This is a genomic window from Candidatus Competibacteraceae bacterium (assembly GCA_016699715.1).
GTDB lineage: Bacteria > Pseudomonadota > Gammaproteobacteria > Competibacterales > Competibacteraceae > Competibacter.
Map to the genome: position 1 here is coordinate 1,038,039 of CP065007.1, position 24,678 is coordinate 1,062,716.

Consider the following 24,678-nt stretch of genomic DNA (forward strand, 5'->3'; position numbering starts at 1 on the left):
GTTAGAAGCCCTCGGTATCGACGATCCAGGTGTCCTTGCTACCACCCCCCTGTGAGGAATTGACCACCAGCGAGCCTTTTCTGAGGGCCACCCGGGTCAGGCCGCCGGTGGTCACGTAGGTCGTGGGACCGGACAGGATGAACGGCCGCAAGTCCACATGGCGGGGTTCCATCTGGTCGTCGCACAGGGTCGGAGAGGTGGAGATCGACAGGGTGGGTTGGGCCATGTAGTTGCGTGGGTCCTTTTGGATCAGTTCGGCGAAGCGCTTGCGCTCGCTGGAAGTGGCGTGCGGTCCGACCATCATGCCGTAACCGCCGGATTCGTTGGCGGGCTTGACCACCAGTTTGTCCAGATTGGCCAGCACGTACTTCCGGTCCTTCTCGCGCATGCACAGGTAGGATGGCACGTTGGCGATCAGGGGGTCCTGATCGAGATAGTATTTGATAATGTCGGGGACGAAGGTGTACACGACCTTGTCGTCGGCCACGCCGGCGCCCGGCGCGTTGGCCAGCGCCACATTGCCTTGGCGCCAGGCCCGCATCAAACCCTTGACCCCCAGCGCCGAGTCCGGCCGGAATGCTTCGGGATCGAGAAACAGATCGTCGACCCGCCGGTAGATCACGTCCACCCGTTCCAGCCCCTTGATGGTGCGCATGTAGAGGCAGTCGTCGTCGCCGACCTCCAGGTCGCTGCCTTCCACCAGTTCCACGCCCATCTGTTGGGCAAGGTAGGAGTGTTCGAAATAGGCCGAGTTGTAGATGCCGGGGGTGAGCACCACCACGGTGGGGTTGTCGCCGGGGCGCGGCGACAGCGAGGCCAGCATGTCGTACAGCCGTGGGGCGTAGTCGTCCACCGGCTGGATGCGCTGGTACTCGAACAGTTCCGGGAATACCCGCTTGGTGACCACCCGGTTTTCCAGCATGTAGGACACGCCGGAGGGAACCCGCAGGTTGTCTTCCAGCACGTAGACCGTGCCGTCCTTGTCGCGCACCAGATCCGAGCCGCAGATATGCGCCCAGACACCGTGACGCGGGTTGACTCCCACGCACTGCGGCCGGAAGTTGACCGACTGTGCTAGTACCTCGGCCGGAAACACGCCGTCCTTGATGATCTTCTGCTCGTGGTAAAGATCGTCGATGAACAGGTTGAGCGCCTGCACCCGTTGTTTCAGGCCGGCTTCGGTGCGATCCCATTCGTGTTTCGGGATGATGCGCGGCACGATGTCGAACGGCCAGGCCCGGTCGATGCTGCCGCCCTCGGTGTAGACGGTGAAGGTGATGCCCATGACCAATATGGCCAGTTCGGCCGCGGTCTTGCGCTCGCGCAGTTCCTCATCGCTCAGCGAGGCCAGATACTCACACAGAGTCTTCGCCGCCGGTCGTGGTCCAGTCGCGCCGTCGATGAGTTCGTCGTATGCGCCGGTCGCGGCATAATTCCGCCATTCGATTGTCATCTATCGTTATCCTTAGCATTGGCATGCTCGATCATTGTTGCGCTTGAGTGCAGCAAAATCCAAGCCAGTTTGGAATAAAGCAGGATGGTTGGAGTTGGTTGACGGTGCGACAAACAAAAATACAATAGCTGCCTTCAGTGGCATGGGAGGCATGACGGACGATGGTCCATGGGAAAACGGCCTGAATGCACGAGAAAGGCGCATGAAAAACCGCCCTGCACTAATTAGGGGCAACATAGTGAATTATAAACAATCTTCTCCCGTTTGACGGGGTGTCGCCGGCATTGGCCAAGCCGGATTGTTCCCGCATAATGCGCGCCACGATTGTAGCCGACTGTGAAGGATAGGCCATGGCCATACGTGTTGCTCTCCACCACCATACCTCGTATCGATTTGATCGCGCCGTCAATGTGTCGCCGCATGTGATTCGCCTGCGCCCGGCGTCGCACACTCGCACCCCGATCCATGCCTACTCACTCAAGATTGAGCCGGCCCAGCACTTTATCAACTGGATGCAGGACCCCTTCGGTAATTTCCAGGCCCGGCTGGTATTTCCGGAAAAGGTTCGGGAACTGAGCCTGACCGTCGATCTGGTGGCCGAGATGACGGTCATCAATCCTTTCGATTTCTTCGTCGAAAGCTACGCCGAGAAGTATCCGTTCTCCTACGAACCCACGCTGTGCCGGGAGTTGGCGCCCTATCTGGAAACGCGGGAAAACGGCCCATTGCTGAACGCCTGGCTGGCTGGCGTTGACCGCAAGCCCCAGACGATCGTCGATTTCCTGGTCGAACTCAACCGGCGGTTGGGTCAGGATATTGGCTATATCATCCGCATGGAGGCGGGAGTGCAGACCAGTGAGGAAACCCTGAGCAAGCGCAGTGGCTCCTGCCGCGATTCGGCCTGGCTACTGGTGCAGATCATGCGGCATCTGGGTTTGGCGGCGCGCTTCGTCTCCGGCTATCTGGTCCAGTTGACCGCCGATCTCAAGTCGCTGGATGGCCCTTCCGGCACCGAGGTTGATTTTACCGACCTGCACGCCTGGGCCGAGGTCTTCGTGCCGGGCGCGGGCTGGATCGGCTTGGACCCGACCTCCGGCCTGCTCGCCGGCGAGGGCCACATTCCGCTGGCCTGCACCCCGACCCCGCCCAGCGCCGCGCCGGTGACCGGCTGCACCGATCCGTGCGAAACGGAATTCGGTTTCGAGATGAAAGTGACCCGCATCCACGAGGACCCGCGCGTCACCAAGCCCTACACCGAGGAGCAGTGGCGGACCATCGAGGCGCTGGGCCACGACGTGGACGCGAAATTGCAGTCGGGCGACGTGCGGCTGACCATGGGCGGCGAGCCGACCTTTGTTTCCATCGACGACATGGACGGCGCGGAATGGACCACCGCCGCCATCGGTCCCACCAAGCGCAAGCTGGCCGGCCGGCTGCTGAAGATGCTGCGTGATCGCTTCGCGCCCAACGGCTTCCTGCATTACAGTCAGGGTAAATGGTATCCGGGCGAATCCCTGCCGCGCTGGGCCTTGTCCTGCTACTGGCGCAGCGACGAGCTGCCCTTGTGGCATGACCCACGCTGGATCGCCGACGACGAGACGCCGCAAGGGTTCGGTCCGGAGCAGGCGCTGACCTTTGCGCGGGAACTGACCCGGCGTCTGGGCGTGAGCGACGAGCGCCTGATTCCCGGCTACGAGGATGTGTATTACTACCTGTGGAAGGAACGCACGCTGCCGGTCAACGTCGATCCGTTGAAGTACGATCTCAAGGACGATGAAGAGCGCCGGCGACTGGCGATCCTGCTGGAGCGGGGTCTGAACACTATCACCGGTTATACGCTGCCGATTCGTTGGCACGAAGCGCCGGATGGCGGGCAATGGATGAGCGGGCCATGGGCGCTGCGCCGCGAACATTTGTATCTCATCCCCGGCGACTCGCCGATGGGTTACCGCCTGCCGCTGGCGGCATTGCCACAGGTTGGGGAAACCGACCGCGAAGTGCCCCATCCGCAATCGCTGTTCGAGTTCCGCACCGCGTTGGGCGATGTCCACGGCGAGGTGACGCGTCGCTATAGCGAATTCCTGAAGGGTCGAGCGGAAGCATCGCGCGGCGATTTCCAGGAACAACCGGCGGCAGCGGCGGATACCCAGGCAGTGATCCATACCTCCTTGTGCGTGGAGCCGCGTGAAGGTCACCTCTACGTCTTCATGCCGCCGCTGGGGCAATTGGAGCACTATCTGGATCTGCTGGCCTGTGTCGAGCAAACCGCCGCCGATCTGGAAATGCCGGTGCTGGTCGAGGGCTACGCGCCGCCCTCCGACTGGCGGTTGCGCAAGTTCGCCGTCACGCCCGATCCCGGCGTGATCGAGGTCAATATCCATCCCGCCGGCAACTGGGACGAACTGAAGCGCAACATCGAAGTGCTGTACGAAGATGCACGTCAGGCGCGGCTCGGTACCGAAAAATTCATGCTGGACGGGCGGCACACCGGCACCGGCGGTGGCAACCACGTTACCCTGGGCGGCGCCACGCCGAGCGACAGCCCGTTCCTGCGCCGGCCCGATCTGTTGCGCAGTCTGCTCACCTACTGGCAGCATCATCCCAGCCTGTCCACGCTGTTCTCCGGGCTGTTTATCGGCCCGACCAGTCAGGCACCGCGAGTGGATGAGGCCCGCAACGATAGCCTGTACGAGTTGGAAATCGCCTTCCAGCAGATGCCGACCGGCGAAGTGCCGCAACCGTGGCTGGTGGATCGCTTGTTGCGCAATCTATTGGTGGACCTGAGCGGCAATACCCACCGCGCCGAATTCTGCATCGATAAGCTGTACTCGCCGGATTCGGCCACCGGGCGGCTGGGTCTGGTGGAGATGCGCGCCTTCGAGATGCCGCCGCATGCCCGCATGAGCCTGATGCAGATGCTGCTGTTGCGCGGCCTGGTGGCACGGTTCTGGGAGCGGCCCTATGCGGGTCGGGATCTGGCGCGCTGGGGTACACGGATTCACGATCAGTTCATGCTGCCGCACTACGTATGGGAAGACTTCAAGGATGTGATCGGCGAGATGAACGATGCCGGCTACCCGTTCGCGAGCGACTGGTTTCTGCCGTTCTTCGAGTTCCGCTTTCCGCACTATGGCAACATCGTTCATCGCGACATCGATCTGGAACTGCGCCAGGCGTTGGAACCGTGGCATGTGCTGGGCGAAGAGCAGGCCCTGGGCGGCACCGCCCGTTACGTCGATTCCTCGGTGGAACGTATGCAGGTCAAGGTGCGCGGCATGGTCGGCGAGCGGCATGTGGTGGCCTGCAACGGTCGGCGAGTGCCGCTGCGTCCGACCGAGATTCCGGGCGAATTCGTGGCCGGGGTTCGTTACCGCGCCTGGCAACCACCGTCGGCGTTGCACCCGACCATCCCGGTTCACGCGCCACTGGTATTCGATCTGGTGGATACCTGGAACCAGCGTTCCATCGGCGGTTGCACCTACCATGTTCAGCATCCAGGCGGTCGCAACCCCGATACTTTCCCCGTCAATGCCAACGAAGCCGAGGCGCGGCGTTTCGCCCGATTCTGGCCTTATGGCCACACCCCTGGGTCGATGATGGCGCCAGCCGAGGAGCCCAACCCCAACTTTCCGTGTACGCTGGATTTGCGGCGGCGAGGGGATTGACGCCGGGTTTCCGGGGTTGATTCCCGCCGGTCGGCGATGGCGCGAACACCGCCGACCGGCGGGATTCTCATCCAGCAGGATGAGAATTTCCAGAAGAGTGACTAAGGCGCACGCCATCCCATTATTGGTATTTCATGCAAGATATGATTTACAGTTAGAATAATCGTTAAGACATCGGAACCAGACAAAATCCAAACTTTTTATGCGGGTTTTTTGTGTTGGTCGGCAAATGGTGATGATGATGGTTATAAAATTATTCTCCGCTGTACAGGGCACCTGTTTTGACATAAAACCGAAACGGTACTTGTTAAGCGCTGATGAAAAGGACGATGAGGCGAAGGCCAAGAGTTTCGGGGCTCATCTTCGGTGGCTTCGCGAACAACGCCGAGCGGTGAATCGCCGGTACTCGGTACGGCAGACCGCCGAGCGGATCGGGGTAGAACCGACCCACCTCAGCAAGATCGAGCGCGGGGAAATTTACCCACCGGCGGAAGAGACGATGCGGCGGTTGGCGGCCGATCTGGGGGAAGACGTGGACTTGTTGTTGGCCAAAGCGGACTTGGTGGCCAGCGACATTCTTGAGGTCATCGTCAAACGGCCGATGCTGTTCGCCGAGATCATCCGAGGATTGGGCGATATGCCCGACCAGGAGTTGTCCGCCTTGGTGCATAAGGTTCGCAACAGCGCCTGGTAGTAGTGCGGCGGTTGGCCGGGCTCTATTTGACTACCGGATTTCCGACATGCGCGGGTGATGGATGAAAGTCGTTCAGAGCTGGGATGACGGCATCGTGGATGATATCCGGCTGGCGGATTTGCTGCGCCGCCACCAGGCCAGCGCCACCTTTAACCTCAATCCCGGCTTGCACCAGGCGGGGCGTTCCTTAAGTTGGTGTTATGGCGACAAGGAGGTATGGCGACTCGGCCGCGACGAACTGGTCGAGGTCTACGCCGGCTTCGAGATCGCCAATCATTCCCTGAGCCATCCCAACCTGCCCGATTTGTCTCCCGCCGATCTGGAACGTGAGGTGCGGGACAGCCGGCGCATTCTGCAAGAGTGGTTTCAGCAGCCGGTGCGCGGTTTTTGCTATCCCTTCGGCGGGCTCAATCCGGCGGTGAAGGAGGTGGTGCGCGCCGCCGGTCATGTGTACGCCCGCACCGTGACCGAATGCGAGCCGGTGTTTCCAGCGGCCGATCCCTTCGAATTCGGAGTCAGTTGCCGGTTTGCCGATCCCCTGTTCTGGCCCCGTTACGAACGCGCTAGGACGACGGACGGGGTGTTTTTCTTCTGGGGCCACAGCTACGAACTGGTCGATGACGCCATGTGGGCCGACCTGGAAGATAAGATCGTCCGCATCGGCGCCGATCCGGCGGCGGAATGGGCGAGCATCGAACGCTTGTTCTGAGCGACCCCGGCTCGGTGCGTGCTCATCCATGATCCGGGTTCGTCCCGCCCGATGACGTTCACTCGTGCCGCAGCGCGTCGATCGGATCGAGCCGCGCGGCGCGCCGGGCCGGGAAATATCCGAATACCACCCCGATCACCGCCGAGAACACGAACGACAGCAGATTGATGCCGGGATCGAAGATATACGGCACTTGCATGACCTTGGCCAGTCCGATCGATGCCAGCGTCGCCAAGGTGATCCCGACCACGCCGCCCAGCGACGACAGGGCCACCGCCTCGATCAGAAATTGCAGCAAGACCTCCCGCTCCAGCGCGCCGATGGCCAGCCGGATACCGATTTCGCGGGTGCGCTCGGTCACCGACACCAGCATGATGTTCATGATGCCGATGCCGCCCACCAGCAGGCTGACGGCGGCCACCGCGCCCAGCAGCATGGTCAATACCTTAGTGGTGCCGGTCATGGCCTCGGCAATCTGCCGGGTATCGAGGATGGAAAAATTGTCGTCCTCGTTGGCGGTGATCTTGCGGCGTTCGCGCATCAGCAACCGTAAATCCGCCATGATACGGTCGATATCCCCGCCGTCTTGCGCCGACACCATTAAGGTATTGACATCCTGGGTACCGGTCAGGCGGCGCTGCAAGGTGCGCAGCGGTATCACGATGATGTCGTCCTGATCCGTGCCCATGGCCGACTGTCCCTTGGATTGCAGCAGACCGATCACCTCGCAGGCGAAATTCTTGATCCGCAACCCGTCGCCCAACGGCGGTTGGTCGCCGAACAGCTCCTTGCGCACCGTGGCGCCGATCACGCAAACCGCCTTGCCGGCGCGCTGCTCGGCCTCGGTAAAAACCCGTCCATCGGCGAGTTGCCAGTTGCCCACGGTGAAATAAGCGGCGGTGCTGCCGGTCACGGTGGTGGACCAATTGCGCGCCGCGTACACCACGGTCACGCTTTTATTGTCGACCGGCGCGACCGCGTTGAGCGAGCCGATCTGCGCCGCGATGGCGTCCGCGTCGCTGGCTTTAAATCTGGCCGCGCCCGCCGAATCCCGTCCGGGACCGAGCCGCTGACCGGGGCGCACGATGACCAGATTGCTGCCGAGGCTGGAAATCTGATCCGAAACGGCGCGGGTGGCGCCATTGCCCAGCGTGACCATGGTGATCACCGCGCCGACGCCGATCACGATGCCGAGGATGGTCAGGAACGACCGCAGCAAATTGCGCCGAATGGCCCGTAAGGCCAGTAGAACGCTGCTCCAGAACATCAAGATCCCTCCTCATTGTAGCGATCCGACTCCACCTTGCCGTCCACGAAGTGGACGACGCGCTTCGCATAGCGCGCCATGTCGGGTTCGTGGGTGACCATCAGCACGGTGATGTTCCGGTCGCGATTCAGGGCGACCAGTAGATCCATGATTTCGTGGCTGCGCTGGCTGTCGAGGTTGCCGGTCGGTTCATCGGCGAGCAGGATGGTCGGATCGGTCACGATGGCGCGGGCGATGGCAACACGCTGCTGTTGGCCGCCGGACAGTTCGGCGGGCGTGTGGTGCTCCCACTGTCGCAAGCCGATCGCGTCGAGTGCCGCGCGGGCCTTGGCGTGACGGGCCGCGCGCGGTTCGCCCCGGTACACGAGGGGCAGTTCGACGTTTTCCAGGGCGGTGGTGCGGGCCAATAGATTGAAGCCTTGGAACACGAAACCGAGGTAATAACGGCGGAGCAAGGCGCGCTGGTTACGGCTTAGATTCTCGACGTGCATCCCGCGAAACAGATAAGCGCCCGAAGTCGGGTTATCCAGGCAGCCGAGGATGTTCATGGCGGTGGATTTGCCGGAACCGCTCGGACCCATGATCGCGACGAACTCGCCGGCGTCGATGCGTAGATTGACCCCGCGCAGCGCCAGAAACGCCGCCGGCCCTTGCCCATACGCTTTGGTGACATCCCGCAATTCGATCAGCGCGCCGTTTTCCGGCGCGGCGCGCTCGCTGGTCGCGTTCAAGGCGTCGCACTCAGTCGGGCGGTAATCACCGGCATGCCCGCCGCCAAACCCGCGCCCGTGACCTCGGTCGTGCGTCCGTCAGTTTGGCCGGTGATCACCGGAATCGCCATCGGCTGATCGTCGCCTAACACCCACACTCGCTGCGCGGCGTTTTTGTCAGGGGTTTCCGTCACGGATTTCTTGACCGCCGAGCGCGGCGGCCGGGGCAGCAAGCTGGCCAACAAACCGCCGCCGCTGCTCGGTTGCGCATTCGCCGCCGGTTTTGGCGGGGTGAAGCGCAACGCCGCATTCGGAACCAGCAGCACGTTTTCCCGTTCGGCGGTGACGATTTCCGCCGTGGCGGTCATGCCGGGACGCAGGCTGAGATCGCTGTTATCCACATTGAGAATGGTCTTGTAACTGACCACGTTGTCCACGGTCTCGGGACCGAACCGCACCAGACTGATGCGAGCGGGAAAGCGCCGGTTGGGATAGGCGTCCACGCTAAACGTCGCGGCTTGCCCTTCGTGTACTTGACCCACGTCGGCTTCGTCCACATCCACCTGCAATTCCATTTGCGCCAGATTTTCGGCGAGCGTGAACAACACGGGCGCTTGCAGCGAGGCGGCCACCGTTTGCCCTGGCTCCACCGAGCGGGCGAGCACCACGCCGTCGATGGGCGAACGGATGGAGGCCTTGGTCAAATCGGTTTCGCTGGAACGGAGGGTGGCGCGGGCTTCGTTCACGGCTGCTCGCGCGCTGGCCTCATCGGCGATGGCGCGTTGCTGGGTGGCCTCGGCGGTCTCCAGTTCCGCCGGTGAAGGCACCTTGCCGCCGCTCAGTTTGGCCACTTGCCGCAAGCGTTTGAGATGGGCGCGTACTTCCTTGACGGTCGCCACGGTTTGCAACACCTTGGCGTCGGCCGAGGCCAGCGCCGCCTTGGCTTTGGCAGTGGCGTCCTGGAGCTTGGCGAGATCCAGGCGAGCGAGCATTTGGCCTTTTTTCACCCGGTCGTTGTAGTCCACGAACACCGCTTCGATGGTGCCGGACAACTCGCTGCCTACCTCAACTTCGTTGACCGGCGCCAGTTTACCCGTCGCTGAAACCGTAACCCGCAGCTTGCCCCGGCTGACCGTTTCGGTCTGGTAGCGGGGCGTCGCCTGGGTTTCGGCACTGGAACGGAGGAACGCGACACCACCGACGCCCAATGCGGCGAGAACGCTGGCCGCGAGCAACCAACGTATCAGGCTGCCAAGGCGACTGTTCGAACTTCCCGCATCGATGATTTTCGCCAGATCGGGATCGGGCTGCATGGATGAATTCACGACGATTTTCCTTGCGCGCTGGCGACCGCCTCGACGGATATCGGCGACCAGCCGCCGCCCAGCGCCTTGTAAAGTTGAATCAAAGCGGAGACATGTTCAGCCTCGCTGGCCGTGAGGCTGTCTTCCAGCGTGCGCACGGTGCGTTCCGTATCCAGAACCGTCTGGAAATCGATGATACCGGTGGTATAGCGATAGCGGGCCAGCTGGGCCGCGAGCTGGGCCGCCCGCGTGGCGTTCTGTAAACTTTGCCGGCGTTGACGGGTATTGGCCAGGGTGACCAGGGCGTTTTCGACTTCCTCCAACGCGCCGAGTACCGTCGATTCGTAGTTGAGCAATGCCTGCTCCTGCACCGCCGTTTGAATCGCGACCTGCTGGCGGATGCGCCCGGCGTCGAAAATCGGCCCGGCGATCGATCCCAATAGGGAGCTTGTGGTCGCATCGACGCTGTTCAAACCGCCGAGGGTCAAGGCCGCCAAGCCGATTGAACCGCTCAGGTTAAAACTCGGATAGCGCTTGGCCTCGACCTCGCCGATCCGGGCGGTTTCCGCCGCTAGGGTGCGTTCGGCGGCGCGCACGTCGGGACGCTGGCGCAGGGTGTCGGCGGGGATGGTCACGATCACCCGCTCGGGTATTTCGGGAATCTTGGCTGAGTTCGCCAAGGTCGTGTGCAGGGTGCCGGGTTGTTGTCCGAGCAGGATGGCCAGGCGGTGCTCGGCCGCGGCGCGACCGGTGTCGAGACTGGGAATCTGGGCGCGGGTCTGTTCCAGATTCGAGCGGGCCTGGGCCACGTCCAACTCGGTGGTCAGCCCAGCCTGGGCGCGCCATTGGGTCAGCCGCAAGGTTTCCATCTGGGAGTCGGCGTTGGCTTTGGCGATCTCCAAGCGGGTCTGGAAATTGCGCAGTTCCACATAGTTGAGCGCGACTTCGGCGGTCAACGAGACCTGGACATCGTGCAGGCTGGCTTCACTGGCTTCGAGATCGTCCTGGGCGGCTTCCTCGCCGCGCCGCAGTCGGCCGAACACATCCGGTTCCCAACTGGCGTCGAACCCAGCACTGAACAAGTTCAACGTTCCGCCGCCGCCGGATTCGCCGCTGGCCTTGACCCGCTGTCCCGCCGCCGAGCCTGAGATCGTCGGAAACCGCTCCGCCCCGGCCAAAGCCCGCTGGGCGCGCGCCTGGCGCAGCTTCGCCTGGGCGGTACGAAGATCGAGACTGTCACGGAGGGCCTGTTCGATCAGAGTGGTCAGTGTCGGATCGTTGAGTTGCTTCCACCAGGTCGCCAAATCGGTCGGCGTGGTTGGCGATATCGTGACTTGGGCCGCCGCCGCGCCTTGCCAGCTAACCGGCGCCGCCGGGTCCGGCGCGATATAGTCCGGGCCAACCACCGCGCAGCCCGACAGCAGCAGGACCGCTGTCAGCAAGCCGGGGCAGCGCCCGAATCTCTGGGCGGAAATTGCGCGAAGGGTTGGTTTCAAAGTCGTGTTCCTGATTGCAAGGGAAGTTTGCCAGCGAGAACCGTGGGCTGGCGATCAGCGCAGCTCAAAAAGTTCCTGATGGAAGCAGGCGCCGGGCAACCCCATCGCGATCAAGTCTCTCTTCAGCGTCTGCCCGAAAGCCGAGGGTCCGCAAAACCACAACTCGGCGTTGCGCCAGTCGGGGACCGCTTTGCGAATGCGTTCCGCGTCCAGCCGACCGTCGCGCTCGTCCCACAACACATGCAGGCGAACGTTGGCGGCTTGCGCGTCGCGTTCGAGCAGGCCGATGGCTTCGTCGTCGTACACTGCCGTGGTGTGAAACAGGTCAATCGCCTTGCCGTCGGATTGTCGAGTCAGGGCTTTCATCCGCGCGATGAAGGGCGTAATCCCGATGCCGCCGCCCACCCAGATCTGCCGCCGTGACTCGCCCTGAAAGTTGAAACGTCCGTAGGGGCCTTCCACCTTGACCGCGTCCCCGACGCGCAGGCGATCCGCCAGGGTGCGCGTGTAGTCGCCCAGGGCTTTGATGATGAACTGAATCCGGCCATCGCCGGTCCAGGCCGACGAAATGGTGAACGGGTGCGGCCCTTCGTCCTCGTGCAGGGTCAGAAAGGCGAATTGCCCCGACTCGTGACCGGCCCAGCGCCCCTTGAGTTGAATTCCGACCGCCACGACGTGCAAGGCGTCGTGATGGACGATGGACGCCACCTCGCCCATGACCTTGCGGTTCGCCGCCACGCGACGAAACAGCACCAGGATCGCGGCCACGCTGCCAGCGGCCATCAGCACGGCCATGACCGGCCCCAGCACGCCGCTCCAGTAATCGAATTTCAGCAGGACCACCGAGTGCCAGACCAGAGCCAGGTACGCCACGGCCAGCAGGTGATGGATTTTAAAGAAGTGGCGGTACGGAAACCGTTTGATCAGGGCCAGCACCATCAGGGCCAGCGCCGCGTAGAACGCCCATTCGCCGATGCTCTCGGCCAGATGGCGTTGATTCACAACAAACTGCTGGATCGAGTCTGCCGGCAAGGCAGACTGCGCCGGGCGCGCCGGGCGCGCCAGCAAACCCCAACCCACCAGCCATTTGGGTCCTTGGGCCATCAGCCAGTGGCTCACGGACAGCGCCAGCCCGGAGATGCCCAGCCACTTGTGAAGGCGGTACATCTTGTCGAGACCGCCCAGGTAAGGTTCGAGCACGACGGGGCGGATGGCCAGCAGCATCGCCAGGCTCATGACGCCGATGCCCAGCACGCCGGTGTATTGCATCAACACCGCGCGCCAAGCGAACAGGCCACTCAGGTTCGACCAGACGGTCTGATCGGTGAGCCACCAGAGACCCGTGAGCAGCAGCAGGTAAATCCAGAAGGTGCGTTTTATGGTTCGCATGGAATACTTCCGTTCATCTTGTCTTTTCCCGGTATTACAGACAGGGAGCCCCGGAAAGCCAGTTTCAGGGGCGTTACGAGAATGCCGCCACTGTACCCCCCCTATTCGTAAATGCGGGTTAGCGTGGTGTAAAGAAAGGTAAAGATGGGAAAAAACAGGTAAATGCGGTTGGCTATCGGGCGTGGACCGCTATGATGGACAAGATGAAAGATCAGCGAAGTGGTTGACGGCGATGACCCAGGTTCTCTTGGTCGATGACGACATCGAATTGGGCGAGATGCTGACGGAATACCTCGAACGCGAGGGTTTCGGCGCGACGGCCGTGTCCGACGGCGAAGCGGGCGTGCGCCATGCGTTATCGGGCGAATACGGGATTGTGGTGCTGGACGTGATGATGCCACGCATGAACGGCATCGAAGCCTTGCGGCGCATTCGGGCGCGTGACGGTCGCATTCCGGTGCTGATGCTCACCGCCCGGGGCGACGATGTGGATCGCATCATCGGGTTGGAACTGGGCGCGGACGACTACGTGCCCAAGCCGTGTACCCCCCGTGAGCTGGTCGCGCGTATCCGGGCCATCCTGCGACGCGCCCGGCTGGGGGAAGTGTCCAGTGCCTCATCCGGCCCGCTCACGGCCAGTTCGCTCACGATATGGCCGGAGAAGCGGGAGGTGGAATGGCATGGCGCACTCTTGGATCTCACCAGCACCGAATTCAATCTGCTTGAAGTGTTGGTTCGCAACGCGGGTCGGGTGGTGAGCAAGAAGGAGCTGTCGGAGCAGGCCCTGGGCCGCCCGCTGGCGCGTTACGACCGCAGCATCGACGTGCATCTGAGTAGCATTCGCCACAAGCTCGGCGGTGGGGAAGGGCGCTCACCGATTCAAACCGTGCGTGGCATTGGCTATCAGCTCATCAAGGAATAAGCCTCTTGGGCCGGCTGTTCTGGAAGTTTTTTTTCGCGTTCTGGTTGGCGCTGCTGATTGCGAGCGGTGGCGTCGGTACGACTGTCTGGCTGCACGGACAGACGCTGGAAGATCATGATTATGCGTTGGCGGGAGGACCGCGTACCGCGTTTTTGGTGAATACGACGGCGATGGTGTTCCGGCATGGCGGGATTGAGGCGCTGCGCGATCTGCTGGAAGAATGGAGAATCCAGCAGGGCGATGCGCGGGTGTATGTCGTCGACGAGACGGGTCGAGAGCTGTTGGGCCGGGTGGTCTCGGCCGAGGCGTTGGCGCAGGCCCGTCGCTTGGCGGACGAAGATCAGAAGACCCCGCGCATCGCCTGGTTGGAGGCAACGTCCCAGCACGCCTATCTGTTTTTCATTCCCGTCGCGAGCAAGATCTCGTCCCATGGCCCGCCACCGTCACCGTGGATTCCGATCAGCATCGGCATTCTGGCCAGCCTCGGTTTCAGCGCGTTGCTGGCCTGGTATCTCTCCAAACCGATCCGCCACTTGCGTGGCGCGTTCGATGCGGTGGCGGCGGGCAAGCTCGATACGCGGATCGGATCGCGCATGGGACGACGGCGCGACGAGATTGCCGATCTTGGCCGGGATTTCGACCGCATGGCTCAGCAACTGCAAATTCTGCTCGGCTCCCAACGGCGCTTGCTGCACGATGTTTCGCACGAACTGCGCTCGCCGCTGGCGCGCTTGCAAGCCGCCATCGGCCTGGCGCGCCAGCAACCGGAGAAGCTGGAGAGCTCGCTGGATCGCATCGAACGCGAATCCGGCCGCCTGGACACACTGGTGGGGGAGCTGCTGACCCTGTCGCGGCTGGAAGCCGGCATCAGCGGCACGGCGGACGAAGAGATCGACCTGGTGGAACTGGTGGCGGGCATCGCCGATGACGCGCGATTCGAGGCGGAGGCAACCGGGCGTCGGGTGCTGTTTTCCGGCGCGGGCGAGGTCATCGTCAAGATCCGCGCGGAATTGCTGCATCGCGCTTTCGAGAACGTGATCCGCAACGCCGTGAAGTTCACTCGCGAAGGCACGGCGGTCGAGGTGTGGATCGAACGGCGAGCCGCGCCCGATAGCCTGGTCGTCATGGTTTCGGATCGGGGTCCCGGCGTTCCCGAAAGCGACCTGCAAGCCGTTTTCGAGCCGTTTTTTCGCGGCGGGGGCAGCGTCAAGACCGCCGGTTTCGGTTTGGGCCTGGCGATTGCTCGCCGGGCCATCGAAGCCCATGGCGGGCGCATTTACGCGCGAAATCGTCCGGATGGCGGGTTGCGGGTCGAGATCGTGCTACCGGTGGGCGACGCTTTCGAGGGCACCGCCGGTGGCCCGCTTGGCTTCTATTCTTCCGGCTCGTAGCCCAGGTTCGGCGCCAGCCATCTTTCCGCCTCCGCCACGGTCCAGCCCTTGCGCTGGGCGTAATCAGCGACCTGATCGCGATCCAGCCGGCCCACGCCGAAATAGCGCGCCTCGGGATGGCTGAAGTACCAGCCGCTCACCGCCGCCGTCGGGGTCATGGCGAAATGCTCCGTGATATGGATGTCGGCGTTGTGGGCCACATCCAATAATTGCCAGAGCAAACCCTTCTCGGTGTGGTCGGGGCAGGCCGGATAGCCGGGAGCGGGGCGGATGCCCTGGTAGCGTTCGGCAATCAGGTCCTCGTTGCTCAGCGTCTCCGCCGCCGCGTAACCCCAGAACTCCCGCCGTACTCGTTCGTGCAGTCGCTCGGCCAGGGCTTCCGCCAGCCGGTCGGCCAGCGCTTTCAGCAGGATGGCGCTGTAGTCGTCGTGCGCACGCTCGAATTCCGCCACCCGTTCGTCAATGCCGATGCCGGCGGTGACGGCAAACGCGCCCACATAATCGGCCACACCGGTTTCGCGCGGCGCGGTCCAGTCGGCCAGACAATAATGCGGCTTGCCGTCCGGCTTCGGTCCCTGCTGGCGCAGGTGGTGCAGGGTCATGAATGCCTGCTCGCGGCCTTCGTCGGGGTATAGCGCGATGTCGTCCTCGCCGGTCCGGTTGGCCGGAAAGAAGCCGATCACCGCCCGCGCCGTCAGCCATTTTTCCGTCAGAATCTTGTCCAGCATGGTCTGGGCGTCGGCGAACAGGTGCTGGGCGTGCTCGCCCTGCGCGGGATCGTCGAAAATGGCTGGATAGCGCCCGCGCAGTTCCCAGGCATGGAAAAACGGTGTCCAATCGATCCGTTCCGCCAGTTCCGCCAGCGGGTAGTCGTCGAACGCGCGGATGCCGAGAAAACCCGGTTTGGGCGGGGTATAAGCAGACCAGTCGAGCACTGGGCGATTGGCACGGACTTGGGCTAACGGCAGCAAGGCTTCTCGTTCACGGCGGTTGGCGTGCTGTTCGCGTTTCTGTACATAGTCGGCCTTGGTTTTGGCCACGTAATCGGCTTTGGACTCGACGCTGACCAGGTTCTGCGCCACGCCCACCGCCCGCGAGGCGTCCTTGACGTAGATCACCGGGCCGGGGTACTGCGGGTCGATCTTCACCGCCGTATGCATGACCGAGGTGGTCGCGCCGCCGATCAGCAGCGGCACGCTGAAACCCTGCCGCTTCATCTCCTTGGCGACATTGATCATCTCGTCCAGCGACGGTGTGATCAAGCCGGACAGGCCGATCATGTCCGCGCCATGCTCGCGGGCCGCGTCGAGAATCTTCTGGGCTGGGACCATGACACCCAGATCGACCACTTCGAAGTTGTTGCACTGAAGCACCACGCCGACGATGTTCTTGCCGATGTCGTGCACGTCGCCCTTGACCGTGGCCATGATGATCCGGCCATTAGTGCGGCGTTCGCCGTCGGTCTGCTCCGCCTCGATAAACGGGATCAGGTAGGCCACCGATTTTTTCATCACCCGCGCCGATTTCACCACCTGCGGCAGGAACATCTTGCCGGCGCCGAACAGGTCGCCGACCACGTTCATGCCATCCATCAGCGGGCCTTCAATGACGTGCAACGGCCGTTCCGCCTGCTGGCGGGCTTCCTCGGTGTCGGTCTCGACGAACTCGTCGATGCCTTTGATCAGTGCATGTTCCAGTCGTTTGGCGACTGGCCAGGAACGCCATTCCCGCACCTTCTCCGGGGCGGATGCAGCCTCGCCGGCCTGGTATTGCGGCGCGATGTCCAATAGCCGTTCGGTGGCGTCCGGATGGCGGTTGCGGATCACGTCTTCGACCCGTTCACGCAATTCCGCCGGAATCTCCTCGTAGATCGCCAGTTGCCCGGCATTGACGATACCCATGTCCATACCGGCCTGGATGGCGTGGTAGAGGAACACCGAATGGATGGCCTCGCGCACCGGGTTGTTGCCGCGAAACGAGAACGACACGTTGGACACGCCGCCGGAGATCAGCGCATAAGGCAATTCCGCCTTGATCCGCCGGGTAGCCTCGATGAAGTCCACCGCATAGTTGTTGTGTTCGGCGATGCCGGTGGCGACGGCGAAAATGTTGGGATCGAAGATGATGTCCTGCGGCGGGAAACCGAGCTGTTCGGTCAGAAGCCGGTAGGCGCGCTGGCAAATGGCGAACTTGCGGTCTTCGGTATCGGCTTGACCCTGTTCGTCGAAGGCCATGACGATGGCGGCGGCGCCGTAACGGCGGATCAGCCGGGCCTGACGGATGAACTCGGCCTCGCCTTCCTTCATGCTGATCGAGTTCACCACCGGCTTGCCCTGGATGCGCTTGAGCCCGGCTTCCAGAATCTCCCATTTGGAGGAGTCGATCATCACCGGCACCCGGCTGATATCCGGCTCGGCGGCGATCAGATTGAGGAAGGTGACCATGGCCTCCTTGGAGTCGAGCATCCCCTCGTCCATGTTGATGTCGATGATCTGCGCGCCGTTTTCCACCTGCTGGCGAGCGACATCCAGCGCGGCGTTATAGTCGCCGGATTTGATCAGCCGCTTGAAGACCGCCGAGCCGGTGACGTTGGTGCGCTCGCCGACATTGATGAACAGCGAATCCGGGCCGATATTCAGCGGTTCCAGCCCGGCCAGCCGGCAGCGTGGCTCGATGGCGGGAATCGGGCGCGGCGGCAGATCCTGGACCGCTGCGACGATGGCGCGTACATGCGCGGGCGTGGTGCCGCAGCAGCCACCAACGATGTTGAGAAAACCGCTCTCGGCGAACTCGCGAATGGTGGCGGCCATCATCTCCGGGGTTTCGTCGTACTCGCCAAAGGCATTGGGCAGGCCGGCGTTGGGATGAGCGGAAAGGTAAGTGTCGGCAATGCGCGCCAGTTCGGCGACGTAGGGCCGCAGTTGCGTCGCGCCCAGCGCGCAATTCAGGCCGAAGGACAGCGGGCGGATGTGCGACAGCGAGTTCCAGAACGCCTCGGTGGTTTGCCCGGACAGGGTGCGGCCGGAAGCGTCGGTGATGGTGCCGGAAATCATCACCGGCAACCGAATGCCGCTGTCGTCGAAAAACTGCTGGATGGCGAACAATGCCGCCTTGGCGTTCAATGTGTCGAAAATGGTCTCGACCAGCAGGATATCCGCGCCACCCTCGACCAGCGCCTGGGCGGCCTCGGTGTAGGCGGTGGCCAGCTCCTCGAAGGTGATATTGCGGAAGCCTGGATTATTGACATCCGGCGACAGGCTGGCGGTGCGGTTGGTGGGGCCAAGCACGCCGGCGACGAAACGGGGTTTATCGGGCGTGCTGTATTGGTCGGCGACTTCGCGCGCCAGCCGGGCCGCTGCCCGATTCAACTCCGGCACGAGGCTCTCCATGCCGTAGTCGTGCATGGACACGGTCGTGGAATTGAAGGTATTGGTTTCGATAATGTCGGCGCCGGCATCGAGATAGGCGGCGTGGATCTCGCGGATGATCGCCGGCTGGGTCAGCGCCAACAGATCGTTGTTGCCCTTGAGATCGCTCGGCCAGTCGCGGAAGCGCTCACCCCGGTAATCGGCTTCCTGGAGGCGGTAGCCCTGGATCATGGTGCCCATCGCGCCGTCCAGAATCAGGATGCGGCGGGCGAGCAGGGCGGAGAGTTCGGTGGTGCGGTCAACGGTCATCGGTCAGGTACTCGGCAACTTCGATGGAATACTTGTAAGGTATCAGAAGGCGGAAGAGCAGGCAGCCGGGTTGTTCGCCTTGGGAGCCGATACCCTGGCGGCTGCTTGGGTCTTCAAGTCAGCTGGAAGGCATCCCGAATCCATTCTATCCGCGGTTCGCCATCGGCCTGGAGGATCGCCACCACGTCGAAACGGCAGGGCAGGTCGAGGCGCTGGCGTTGCAGGTAGAGCGCGGCGGCGCGGAGCAGGCGTTGCTGTTTGGTTCGGGTGACCGATTCGGCCGGCGTCCCGTAGCGGGTATGGCGGCGGCTGCGCACTTCCACGAAGACCAGGTGCTCGCCGTCGCGCATGATCAGGTCCAGTTCGCCGCCCCGGCAGCGGAAATTGCGGACCACCAGATCCAGGCCGTGTGCTTCCAGATAGCGGCAGGCCAGATCCTCGGCGGCGCTGCCTTGGGCGACGCGGCTGATCACGATGGGTTCACCCAATACATTCCAGGTGATCCGGGTAGATTCGAATCAATTTGTGGCTTGTGACGAGTTCGCGGATTTCAGGCCAGATGCGATGCAGGAAGCCATGAAAATCTCGCATTTTCATATTGCCGATTCGAATATGGATCACGCGGGGAGGCGGTTCGTTTAAAATAATTCGGTCGGAAAAATCGGCGTCTTTAGTAACGATCACAAGGTTATTTTCTCTAGCATAATTCCAGAGTTCGCTATCCGAGCATTCATCATTCAGGTCGAATACGTGTAAGTAATCGTCGCCGCGCCATAACGCGAAATAGTATGGCAGATTGGCATCGATCAGGAAATACGCCATTTCAGGCAACCGCTTTCAGAGTGTAATGTCGTTCCATCAGACGGGCGGCAAATTGCAGGCAAGCCCTGATGTCTTCGAGTTCCAAGCTTGGATATTGGCGTAGAATCTCGTCCGTCGTTTCACCCGCGCTCAGAAACTCCAGTACCGTTTGGACGGTGATGCGTTTGTTGCGCAATGTGGGTTTGCCGTTGCAGACATTGGGGTTTATGGTAATGCGATCACCGCAATAACTTAAAATTGTATCAGCCATCGGTTGTTCTCCAAATCGATTGATATCGGATACGTTGACGATTCGCTTATGCTAAATTATCCCGAGTTTAGTCGCAATCAGTGACATGATGGATGTCATTGGCATCAAGACAATGAAGTTGCGGATAAAACGTGAAGGACATGTTATGTGGAAGTTTAAAGCGCGCCCGGTGTTTGCGGAGCCGGATCGAGAGGCCGTATGACCGTCGAATCCGGTGCGTTGTACGTGATCGCCACCCCCATCGGCAATCTGGAGGATATCAGCGCGCGCGCCCTGCGGGTGCTGCGCGAGGTGGCGGCCATCGCCGCCGAGGATACCCGGCATACCGGTCAGTTGCTCACGCATTTCGGCATCGATACGCCGATGTTTTCCTTGCATGACCACAACGAGCGCGCTCGTTTGGAACAGGTGGTGGCGCGTCTGCGCGAGGGTCAGGCGCTGGCGCTGGTGTCGGATGCCGGCACGCCGCTGATCAGCGATCCCGGCTTTCCGTTGGTGCGCGAGCTGCGTCGGCAGGGGTTGAAGGTGATCCCGGTGCCGGGTCCCAGCAGCATTTTGGCGGCCCTGTCGGTAGCCGGTCTGCCGACGGACCGTTTTACCTTCGAGGGTTTTCTCCCGCCCAAATCCGCCGCCCGCCGCGAGCGTCTGCAAGCGCTGGCGCGGGAGGAACGCACGCTGATTTTTCTGGAAGCCAGTCATCGGATCGCGGAGACTCTGGCCGACCTGGCGGCGGTGTTCGGCGAGGAGCGTCCGGCGACGGTCGCCCGCGAGCTGACCAAGCGCTTCGAGGAAGTTCACAACACCAGCCTGAGCGAGCTGGGGGTCTGGCTGGAGGCCGATCCTCACCGTCGCAAGGGCGAGTTCGTGGTGATCGTGCAGGGTGCGCCGCCGGCCGCGAGCGAGGCGGAGACGGCGGAGACCCGCCGCTTGCTGGTGGCGCTGCTGGCGGAACTGCCCGCCAGCCGGGCGGCGGCGGTGGCGGCCAAGTTGACTGGTCTGCGGAAGAAGGCGCTGTACGATCTGGCGCTGGCGCTGGGGAGCGATTCCCCACTTTCCTCTGCCCTGGAGGGGGAGGGGGAATAAGGAGAGGCGGCCGGGGTTGGATTGAGAGGTGTTCCCATCCGCGTGCCGGCCTTGCCAAGCAGCGCCCGGCGGTGGACACTAAGAGCCGGGAACCGGCTGGACGGTCGCTGTATCGCATTGCGGTATGGAGGAAAGTCCGGGCTCCATAGGACAGGGTGCCAGGTAACGCCTGGGCGGCGTAAGCCGACGGAAAGTGCCACAGAAAATACACCGCCTAAGTTCGCGAGAACCGGTAAGGGTGAAATGGTGCGGTAAGAGCGCACCGCGCGGCTGGCAACAGGCGCGGCAGGGTAAACCCCACCCGGAGCAAGACCAAATAGAGGGGCATTCACGCGTGGTCCGCGCGGCTCCTGGGTAGGTCGCTACAGGCGTCTGGTGACAGGCGTCGCAGATGAATGATCGTCCTCGACAGAACCCGGCTTACAGGCCGGTTCCCACTTGATTCCCCTTGCGGCTCCTTCCGAGAGCCGGCTATCCGATCCTGCGTCGCGGCGCGGCCATCGCTTTTCCGGGCACACCATGAGCACGTTTACACCGCTGGAGATTCGCCACGGCCTGCTGCTGGATCTGGACTCGATTCAGATTTGGGGGTGGGAGGAGGAATGCTTGACGCTGCCGGACGGCGCGACCGGCTACGGCATGGTGACTCGTGGCCGTTCCGTGCTGCGCGATCCCTGGGGTGGCTGTGAGTTAGGCCAAGGGATGTTTTTCGCGCTGCCTGACGAGGGTTCGGTGTGCGGTGGCGCCGGTTTGGTTATCGTCCTGTCCGGCTATCGCGGTTTGCGGCAGATCGGCGGGCCTTTGGAGAGCGTCGGGCGTTTGCGCTATATCGACGGGTGCAGCGATACGCTGTTGATTTGCCCGCCCCGCGTGGGCGAGCCGTGTCTGAATCACCTGCATATTCCGCCGCATACCGACCAGACGCCCCATACCCATCCCTCGGCGCGGATCGGGGTCATCATGCAGGGGACGGGTGAATGCCGCACCCCGGATGGCGTGTTTCCGCTGCGGCCAGGCATGGGCTGGTACATTCCGACCGGTTGCCTGCATTCTTTTTTCACCGGGGAAGCGGCGCTGGATGTGGTTGCCTGGCATCCCGATAGCGATTTCGGGCCGCGCGACGACGATCACCCGATGATCAACCGGACGGTGATACCGCTGGGCTGAGTGGTTGAGGCGCCAGCTACTTCTGTTTGCCAGATTTTCAGGTCTGGATGAGGTCGGCCATGATGTCCGAAAGACTATGAACCTCAAGCGTCACGGTTTTCATGGTTTCACCTCTCGATCTGGCCTTGGAAGTCGCGGATCAGACGCTCTGGGGGCACGAAACAATACTTCGATTCGTTGCCTGCAAGATGTTGTACATTATCACCTTAACGGGGCGGCGGATAAGCCGCGAGGACGGAAAAGCCGAAGGCTTTGACGGCCGATGTCGGCTTGATCCGCGTGGTTGTGCGGCGCGAAGCGCCAAGCAAGCAGCGGATTGCAATCCGCCGCCCCGTTTCGCGGGCGCGAAGCGTCCGCGAAACGCCCGCATTTGCGGCTGGTTTGGAGCGCAGCGGAAAACAAGTCCGACAACATGCGCTTGTTAGAAATCAACACGATCAATGAGCACTTTGCCGCGCCATTGTGCTAAATATATCGTAACTTCTCAATAAGTCATGGCGGCCTTGGCTGACGATATTCAGTTAGAGTACCCCATCGAGTCTCCCATCCTCACCCTGGAATCACCCCCCGGCATGCCGACTCCCCCGATCCAACTCCCCGACCTCCCCGACGCGGAACGGACCCCGCTGGTCGAGCAGTTGTTGGCATTGATCGAAGCGATGGCCGAGACCATCCATCGTCAAGCAGAGACGATTCAGCAGTTGCGCGATGAGATTGCGGTGCTCAAGGGCGAGAAGCCGAAGCCGACGTTCAAGCCGAGCGGGATGGAGAAGCAAACCGATCCCAACGTGACGGACGGCCGTGACGGTGACGGTGACGGTGACGGGGAATCGAAGGGCAAACGGCCGGGTTCGGCGAAGCGGCACAAGACCCAGGACTTGATCATCCACGAGGAGTGTCCGATTCCGCCCCGCGACGTGCCGGCGGGCGCCCGCTTTAAAGGGTATCGGGATTTTGTGGTGCAGGATCTGAAGATCGAGCCGCACAATACCCGCTATCGGCTGGAAGTTTGGCGGACCCCCGACGGCGAGTATCTATACGGCGAGCTGCCGCCGGCGCTGCAAGACGGGCATTTTGGTCCGGGGTTACGTGCCTACGTGCTCTATCAGCACCATCAGTGTCATGTCACCCAGCCGCTGTTGCGCGAACAACTGCTGGAATGGGGCATCGACCTCTCCGCGGGGCAGATCGATGCCCTGCTGAGCGGGCACAACGAGCCGTTCTTTGCCGAAAAGGATCGGCTGCTTGCGGTGGGTCTAGCGGTGAGTTCCTTTATCTCGGTCGATGATTCGGGGGCTCGCCATCAAGGCCGCAACGGCTACGTCACGCAGATTGGCAATGATTTCTTTGCCTGGTTCTCCAGCACCGAGAGCAAGAGCCGGATCAATTTTCTGCAACTTCTACAAGCGGGCACACCGGTCTATCGGCTCAATGACGAGGCGTTGGCGTATTGGCGCGAGCAGGGGTTACCCCAGGCGCTCTGCCAAAACCTGATGGCGCATCCCACGGTGGAGGGGGTCACCACCGCGGCCTGGGAGCAACAGCTCGACGACTGGGGCCTGGTCACCGAACGGCATCGCCGCATCGCCACCGAAGGGGCCCTGGTGGGCGGGCTGTTCGCGAAAGGACTCTCGCACGACTTGGTGATCGTGAGCGACGGTGCCGGGCAGTTCGCCATTCTGCTGCATGCCTTGTGTTGGGTGCATGCTGAACGCCTGATTCACAAACTCATCCCGCTCGATGAGAACCATCGCCAGGACCAGGAACGGGTGCGCGACGAACTCTGGACGCTCTACGCCGACCTCAAGGCGTACCAGCGCGACCCCGATCCAGCGGCGATGGACGCCCTGCGCGCGCGCTTCGAGGCCCTCTTCACTCAGAAGACCTCCTTTGCGACCCTCAATAACACGCTCAAGCGTCTGTATACCCATCAGTCCGAGTTGCTCCTGGTGCTCTTGCGCCCCGACGTCCCGCTGCATACCAATGGCAGCGAGAACGACATCCGGGGGTTTGTGAAATGGCGCAAGGTCAGCGGCGGAACGCGCAGTGACTTGGGGCGACGCTGCCGCGACACCTTTGCCAGCTTGAAAAAGACCTGCCGGAAACTCGGGATCTCGTTCTGGGACTACCTGAACGACCGGATCGGGCAGGTTGGTGCGATCCCCCCTTTGCCAGAGATCGTTCGAGAACGGGCGGCGGCGGCAGAGGCCGTGCCGTGAGTTATTGAGAAGTTACAATATATCGAGCCATATGACTCATATGATTCAAAGTTTAAAGCTACGTCTTCAACCAAAGATTCTTTGTAGATGTCGCTCAACTTCAATAGACTTTTTAAGTTCTCTTCATCCAGCTCGACACTACCCTTAAAATGATTGTACATATGATGAAATCGATCTATTGGATCTGGATGTGTTTTTGCACCCCCCATAGACGGCATTATTTGATCCTTCACCCCTTGATATATGTGTAAGTACACAAAAAAGAATAAAGCTCTGTTTACAAGGTCTGCTTTCATATAAGGAGTGTAAACCGGCCTTTCGATTGCGCTAATGTCAGCATCCAATTCATCTTGCTGGGCATATGAGAAAAACATATGGGTCTTTTTGCCCAGTTCCTGGACAGATAAATAGGTCCCCTCAATCAAATTGGAATCATTCAGATGCCCAAGAAAATGATGAG

General features: G+C 61.9%; 18 protein-coding genes and 1 other RNA gene. 9 read left to right on the forward strand and 10 right to left on the reverse strand.

Annotation, left to right across the window (positions count from 1 at the left end; translation table 11 throughout):
• Position 1 precedes the first annotated feature (1 nt).
• Complete coding sequence (locus tag IPM89_04705; protein ID QQS55124.1) at positions 2 to 1,453, reverse strand: circularly permuted type 2 ATP-grasp protein; 1,452 nt, start codon at positions 1,451 to 1,453, stop codon at positions 2 to 4.
• A 350-nt stretch (positions 1,454 to 1,803) separates the two neighbouring features.
• Between IPM89_04705 and IPM89_04710 the strand changes: the two genes are divergently transcribed.
• From IPM89_04710 to IPM89_04720, 3 genes are all read left to right on the forward strand, one after another.
• Positions 1,804 to 5,118: a transglutaminase family protein gene (locus IPM89_04710; GenBank protein ID QQS55125.1), complete on the forward strand. Its 3,315-nt coding sequence runs from the start codon at positions 1,804 to 1,806 to the stop codon at positions 5,116 to 5,118.
• 304 nt (positions 5,119 to 5,422) lie between these two features.
• Positions 5,423 to 5,812, forward strand: a complete 390-nt coding sequence (locus IPM89_04715) for a helix-turn-helix domain-containing protein (protein ID QQS55126.1) — start codon at positions 5,423 to 5,425, stop codon at positions 5,810 to 5,812.
• Between the two features lie 61 nt (positions 5,813 to 5,873).
• Positions 5,874 to 6,521, forward strand: coding sequence for a polysaccharide deacetylase family protein (locus IPM89_04720; protein ID QQS55127.1), 648 nt, complete (start codon positions 5,874 to 5,876; stop codon positions 6,519 to 6,521).
• A 58-nt stretch (positions 6,522 to 6,579) separates the two neighbouring features.
• Here the strand turns inward: IPM89_04720 and IPM89_04725 are convergent, their stop codons facing one another.
• From IPM89_04725 to IPM89_04745, 5 genes are all read right to left on the reverse strand, one after another.
• Entirely contained in the window at positions 6,580 to 7,788 is a 1,209-nt protein-coding gene (locus tag IPM89_04725; GenBank protein ID QQS55128.1) for an ABC transporter permease, read from the reverse strand.
• Positions 7,788 to 8,519: an ABC transporter ATP-binding protein gene (locus IPM89_04730; protein QQS55129.1), complete on the reverse strand. Its 732-nt coding sequence runs from the start codon at positions 8,517 to 8,519 to the stop codon at positions 7,788 to 7,790. Before IPM89_04730 ends, IPM89_04725 begins: the two co-directional genes overlap by 1 nt.
• Positions 8,516 to 9,811 (reverse strand): efflux RND transporter periplasmic adaptor subunit, encoded by a 1,296-nt coding sequence (locus tag IPM89_04735; protein ID QQS55794.1) that lies wholly within the window; start codon positions 9,809 to 9,811, stop codon positions 8,516 to 8,518. The genes IPM89_04730 and IPM89_04735 overlap by 4 nt, the downstream gene beginning before the upstream one ends.
• A gap of 8 nt (positions 9,812 to 9,819) precedes the next feature.
• A complete protein-coding gene (locus IPM89_04740; protein ID QQS55130.1) occupies positions 9,820 to 11,244 on the reverse strand; it encodes an efflux transporter outer membrane subunit in 1,425 nt (474 codons plus the stop codon).
• A gap of 108 nt (positions 11,245 to 11,352) precedes the next feature.
• Positions 11,353 to 12,687 carry a ferric reductase-like transmembrane domain-containing protein gene (locus IPM89_04745; GenBank protein QQS55131.1) on the reverse strand — a complete coding sequence of 445 codons (1,335 nt, stop codon included), beginning with the start codon at positions 12,685 to 12,687 and terminating at the stop codon, positions 11,353 to 11,355.
• Positions 12,688 to 12,919: 232 nt separating this feature from the next.
• Between IPM89_04745 and IPM89_04750 the strand changes: the two genes are divergently transcribed.
• Together IPM89_04750 and IPM89_04755 are read left to right on the forward strand one after the other, a co-directional pair.
• On the forward strand, positions 12,920 to 13,609 hold the full coding sequence (locus tag IPM89_04750) for a response regulator transcription factor (GenBank protein QQS55132.1): 690 nt from the start codon (positions 12,920 to 12,922) through the stop codon (positions 13,607 to 13,609).
• A gap of 5 nt (positions 13,610 to 13,614) precedes the next feature.
• Positions 13,615 to 15,000, forward strand: coding sequence for a HAMP domain-containing protein (locus tag IPM89_04755; protein QQS55133.1), 1,386 nt, complete (start codon positions 13,615 to 13,617; stop codon positions 14,998 to 15,000).
• Here IPM89_04755 and metH read toward each other — a convergent pair.
• From metH to IPM89_04775, 4 genes are all read right to left on the reverse strand, one after another.
• Entirely contained in the window at positions 14,982 to 18,677 is a 3,696-nt protein-coding gene (metH, locus tag IPM89_04760; GenBank protein ID QQS55134.1) for a methionine synthase, read from the reverse strand. The genes IPM89_04755 and metH overlap by 19 nt on opposite strands.
• A gap of 113 nt (positions 18,678 to 18,790) precedes the next feature.
• Entirely contained in the window at positions 18,791 to 19,153 is a 363-nt protein-coding gene (locus IPM89_04765) for a YraN family protein (protein QQS55795.1), read from the reverse strand.
• A gap of 4 nt (positions 19,154 to 19,157) precedes the next feature.
• Positions 19,158 to 19,499, reverse strand: a complete 342-nt coding sequence (locus tag IPM89_04770; protein QQS55135.1) for a DUF5615 family PIN-like protein — start codon at positions 19,497 to 19,499, stop codon at positions 19,158 to 19,160.
• Between the two features lies 1 nt (position 19,500).
• Entirely contained in the window at positions 19,501 to 19,749 is a 249-nt protein-coding gene (locus tag IPM89_04775; protein QQS55136.1) for a DUF433 domain-containing protein, read from the reverse strand.
• 198 nt (positions 19,750 to 19,947) lie between these two features.
• On the opposite strand from IPM89_04775, the gene rsmI reads away from it, so the two are divergent.
• The 4 genes from rsmI (at position 19,948) to IPM89_04795 (ending at position 24,218) form a co-directional block, all read left to right on the forward strand.
• A complete protein-coding gene (rsmI, locus tag IPM89_04780) occupies positions 19,948 to 20,832 on the forward strand; it encodes a 16S rRNA (cytidine(1402)-2'-O)-methyltransferase (GenBank protein ID QQS55137.1) in 885 nt (294 codons plus the stop codon).
• Between the two features lie 88 nt (positions 20,833 to 20,920).
• Positions 20,921 to 21,271, forward strand: an RNA gene (gene rnpB / locus IPM89_04785) — RNase P RNA component class A.
• Between the two features lie 80 nt (positions 21,272 to 21,351).
• Positions 21,352 to 21,999, forward strand: coding sequence for a cupin domain-containing protein (locus tag IPM89_04790; GenBank protein ID QQS55138.1), 648 nt, complete (start codon positions 21,352 to 21,354; stop codon positions 21,997 to 21,999).
• A 572-nt stretch (positions 22,000 to 22,571) separates the two neighbouring features.
• On the forward strand, positions 22,572 to 24,218 hold the full coding sequence (locus IPM89_04795) for a transposase (protein QQS55796.1): 1,647 nt from the start codon (positions 22,572 to 22,574) through the stop codon (positions 24,216 to 24,218).
• Positions 24,219 to 24,678 lie beyond the last annotated feature (460 nt).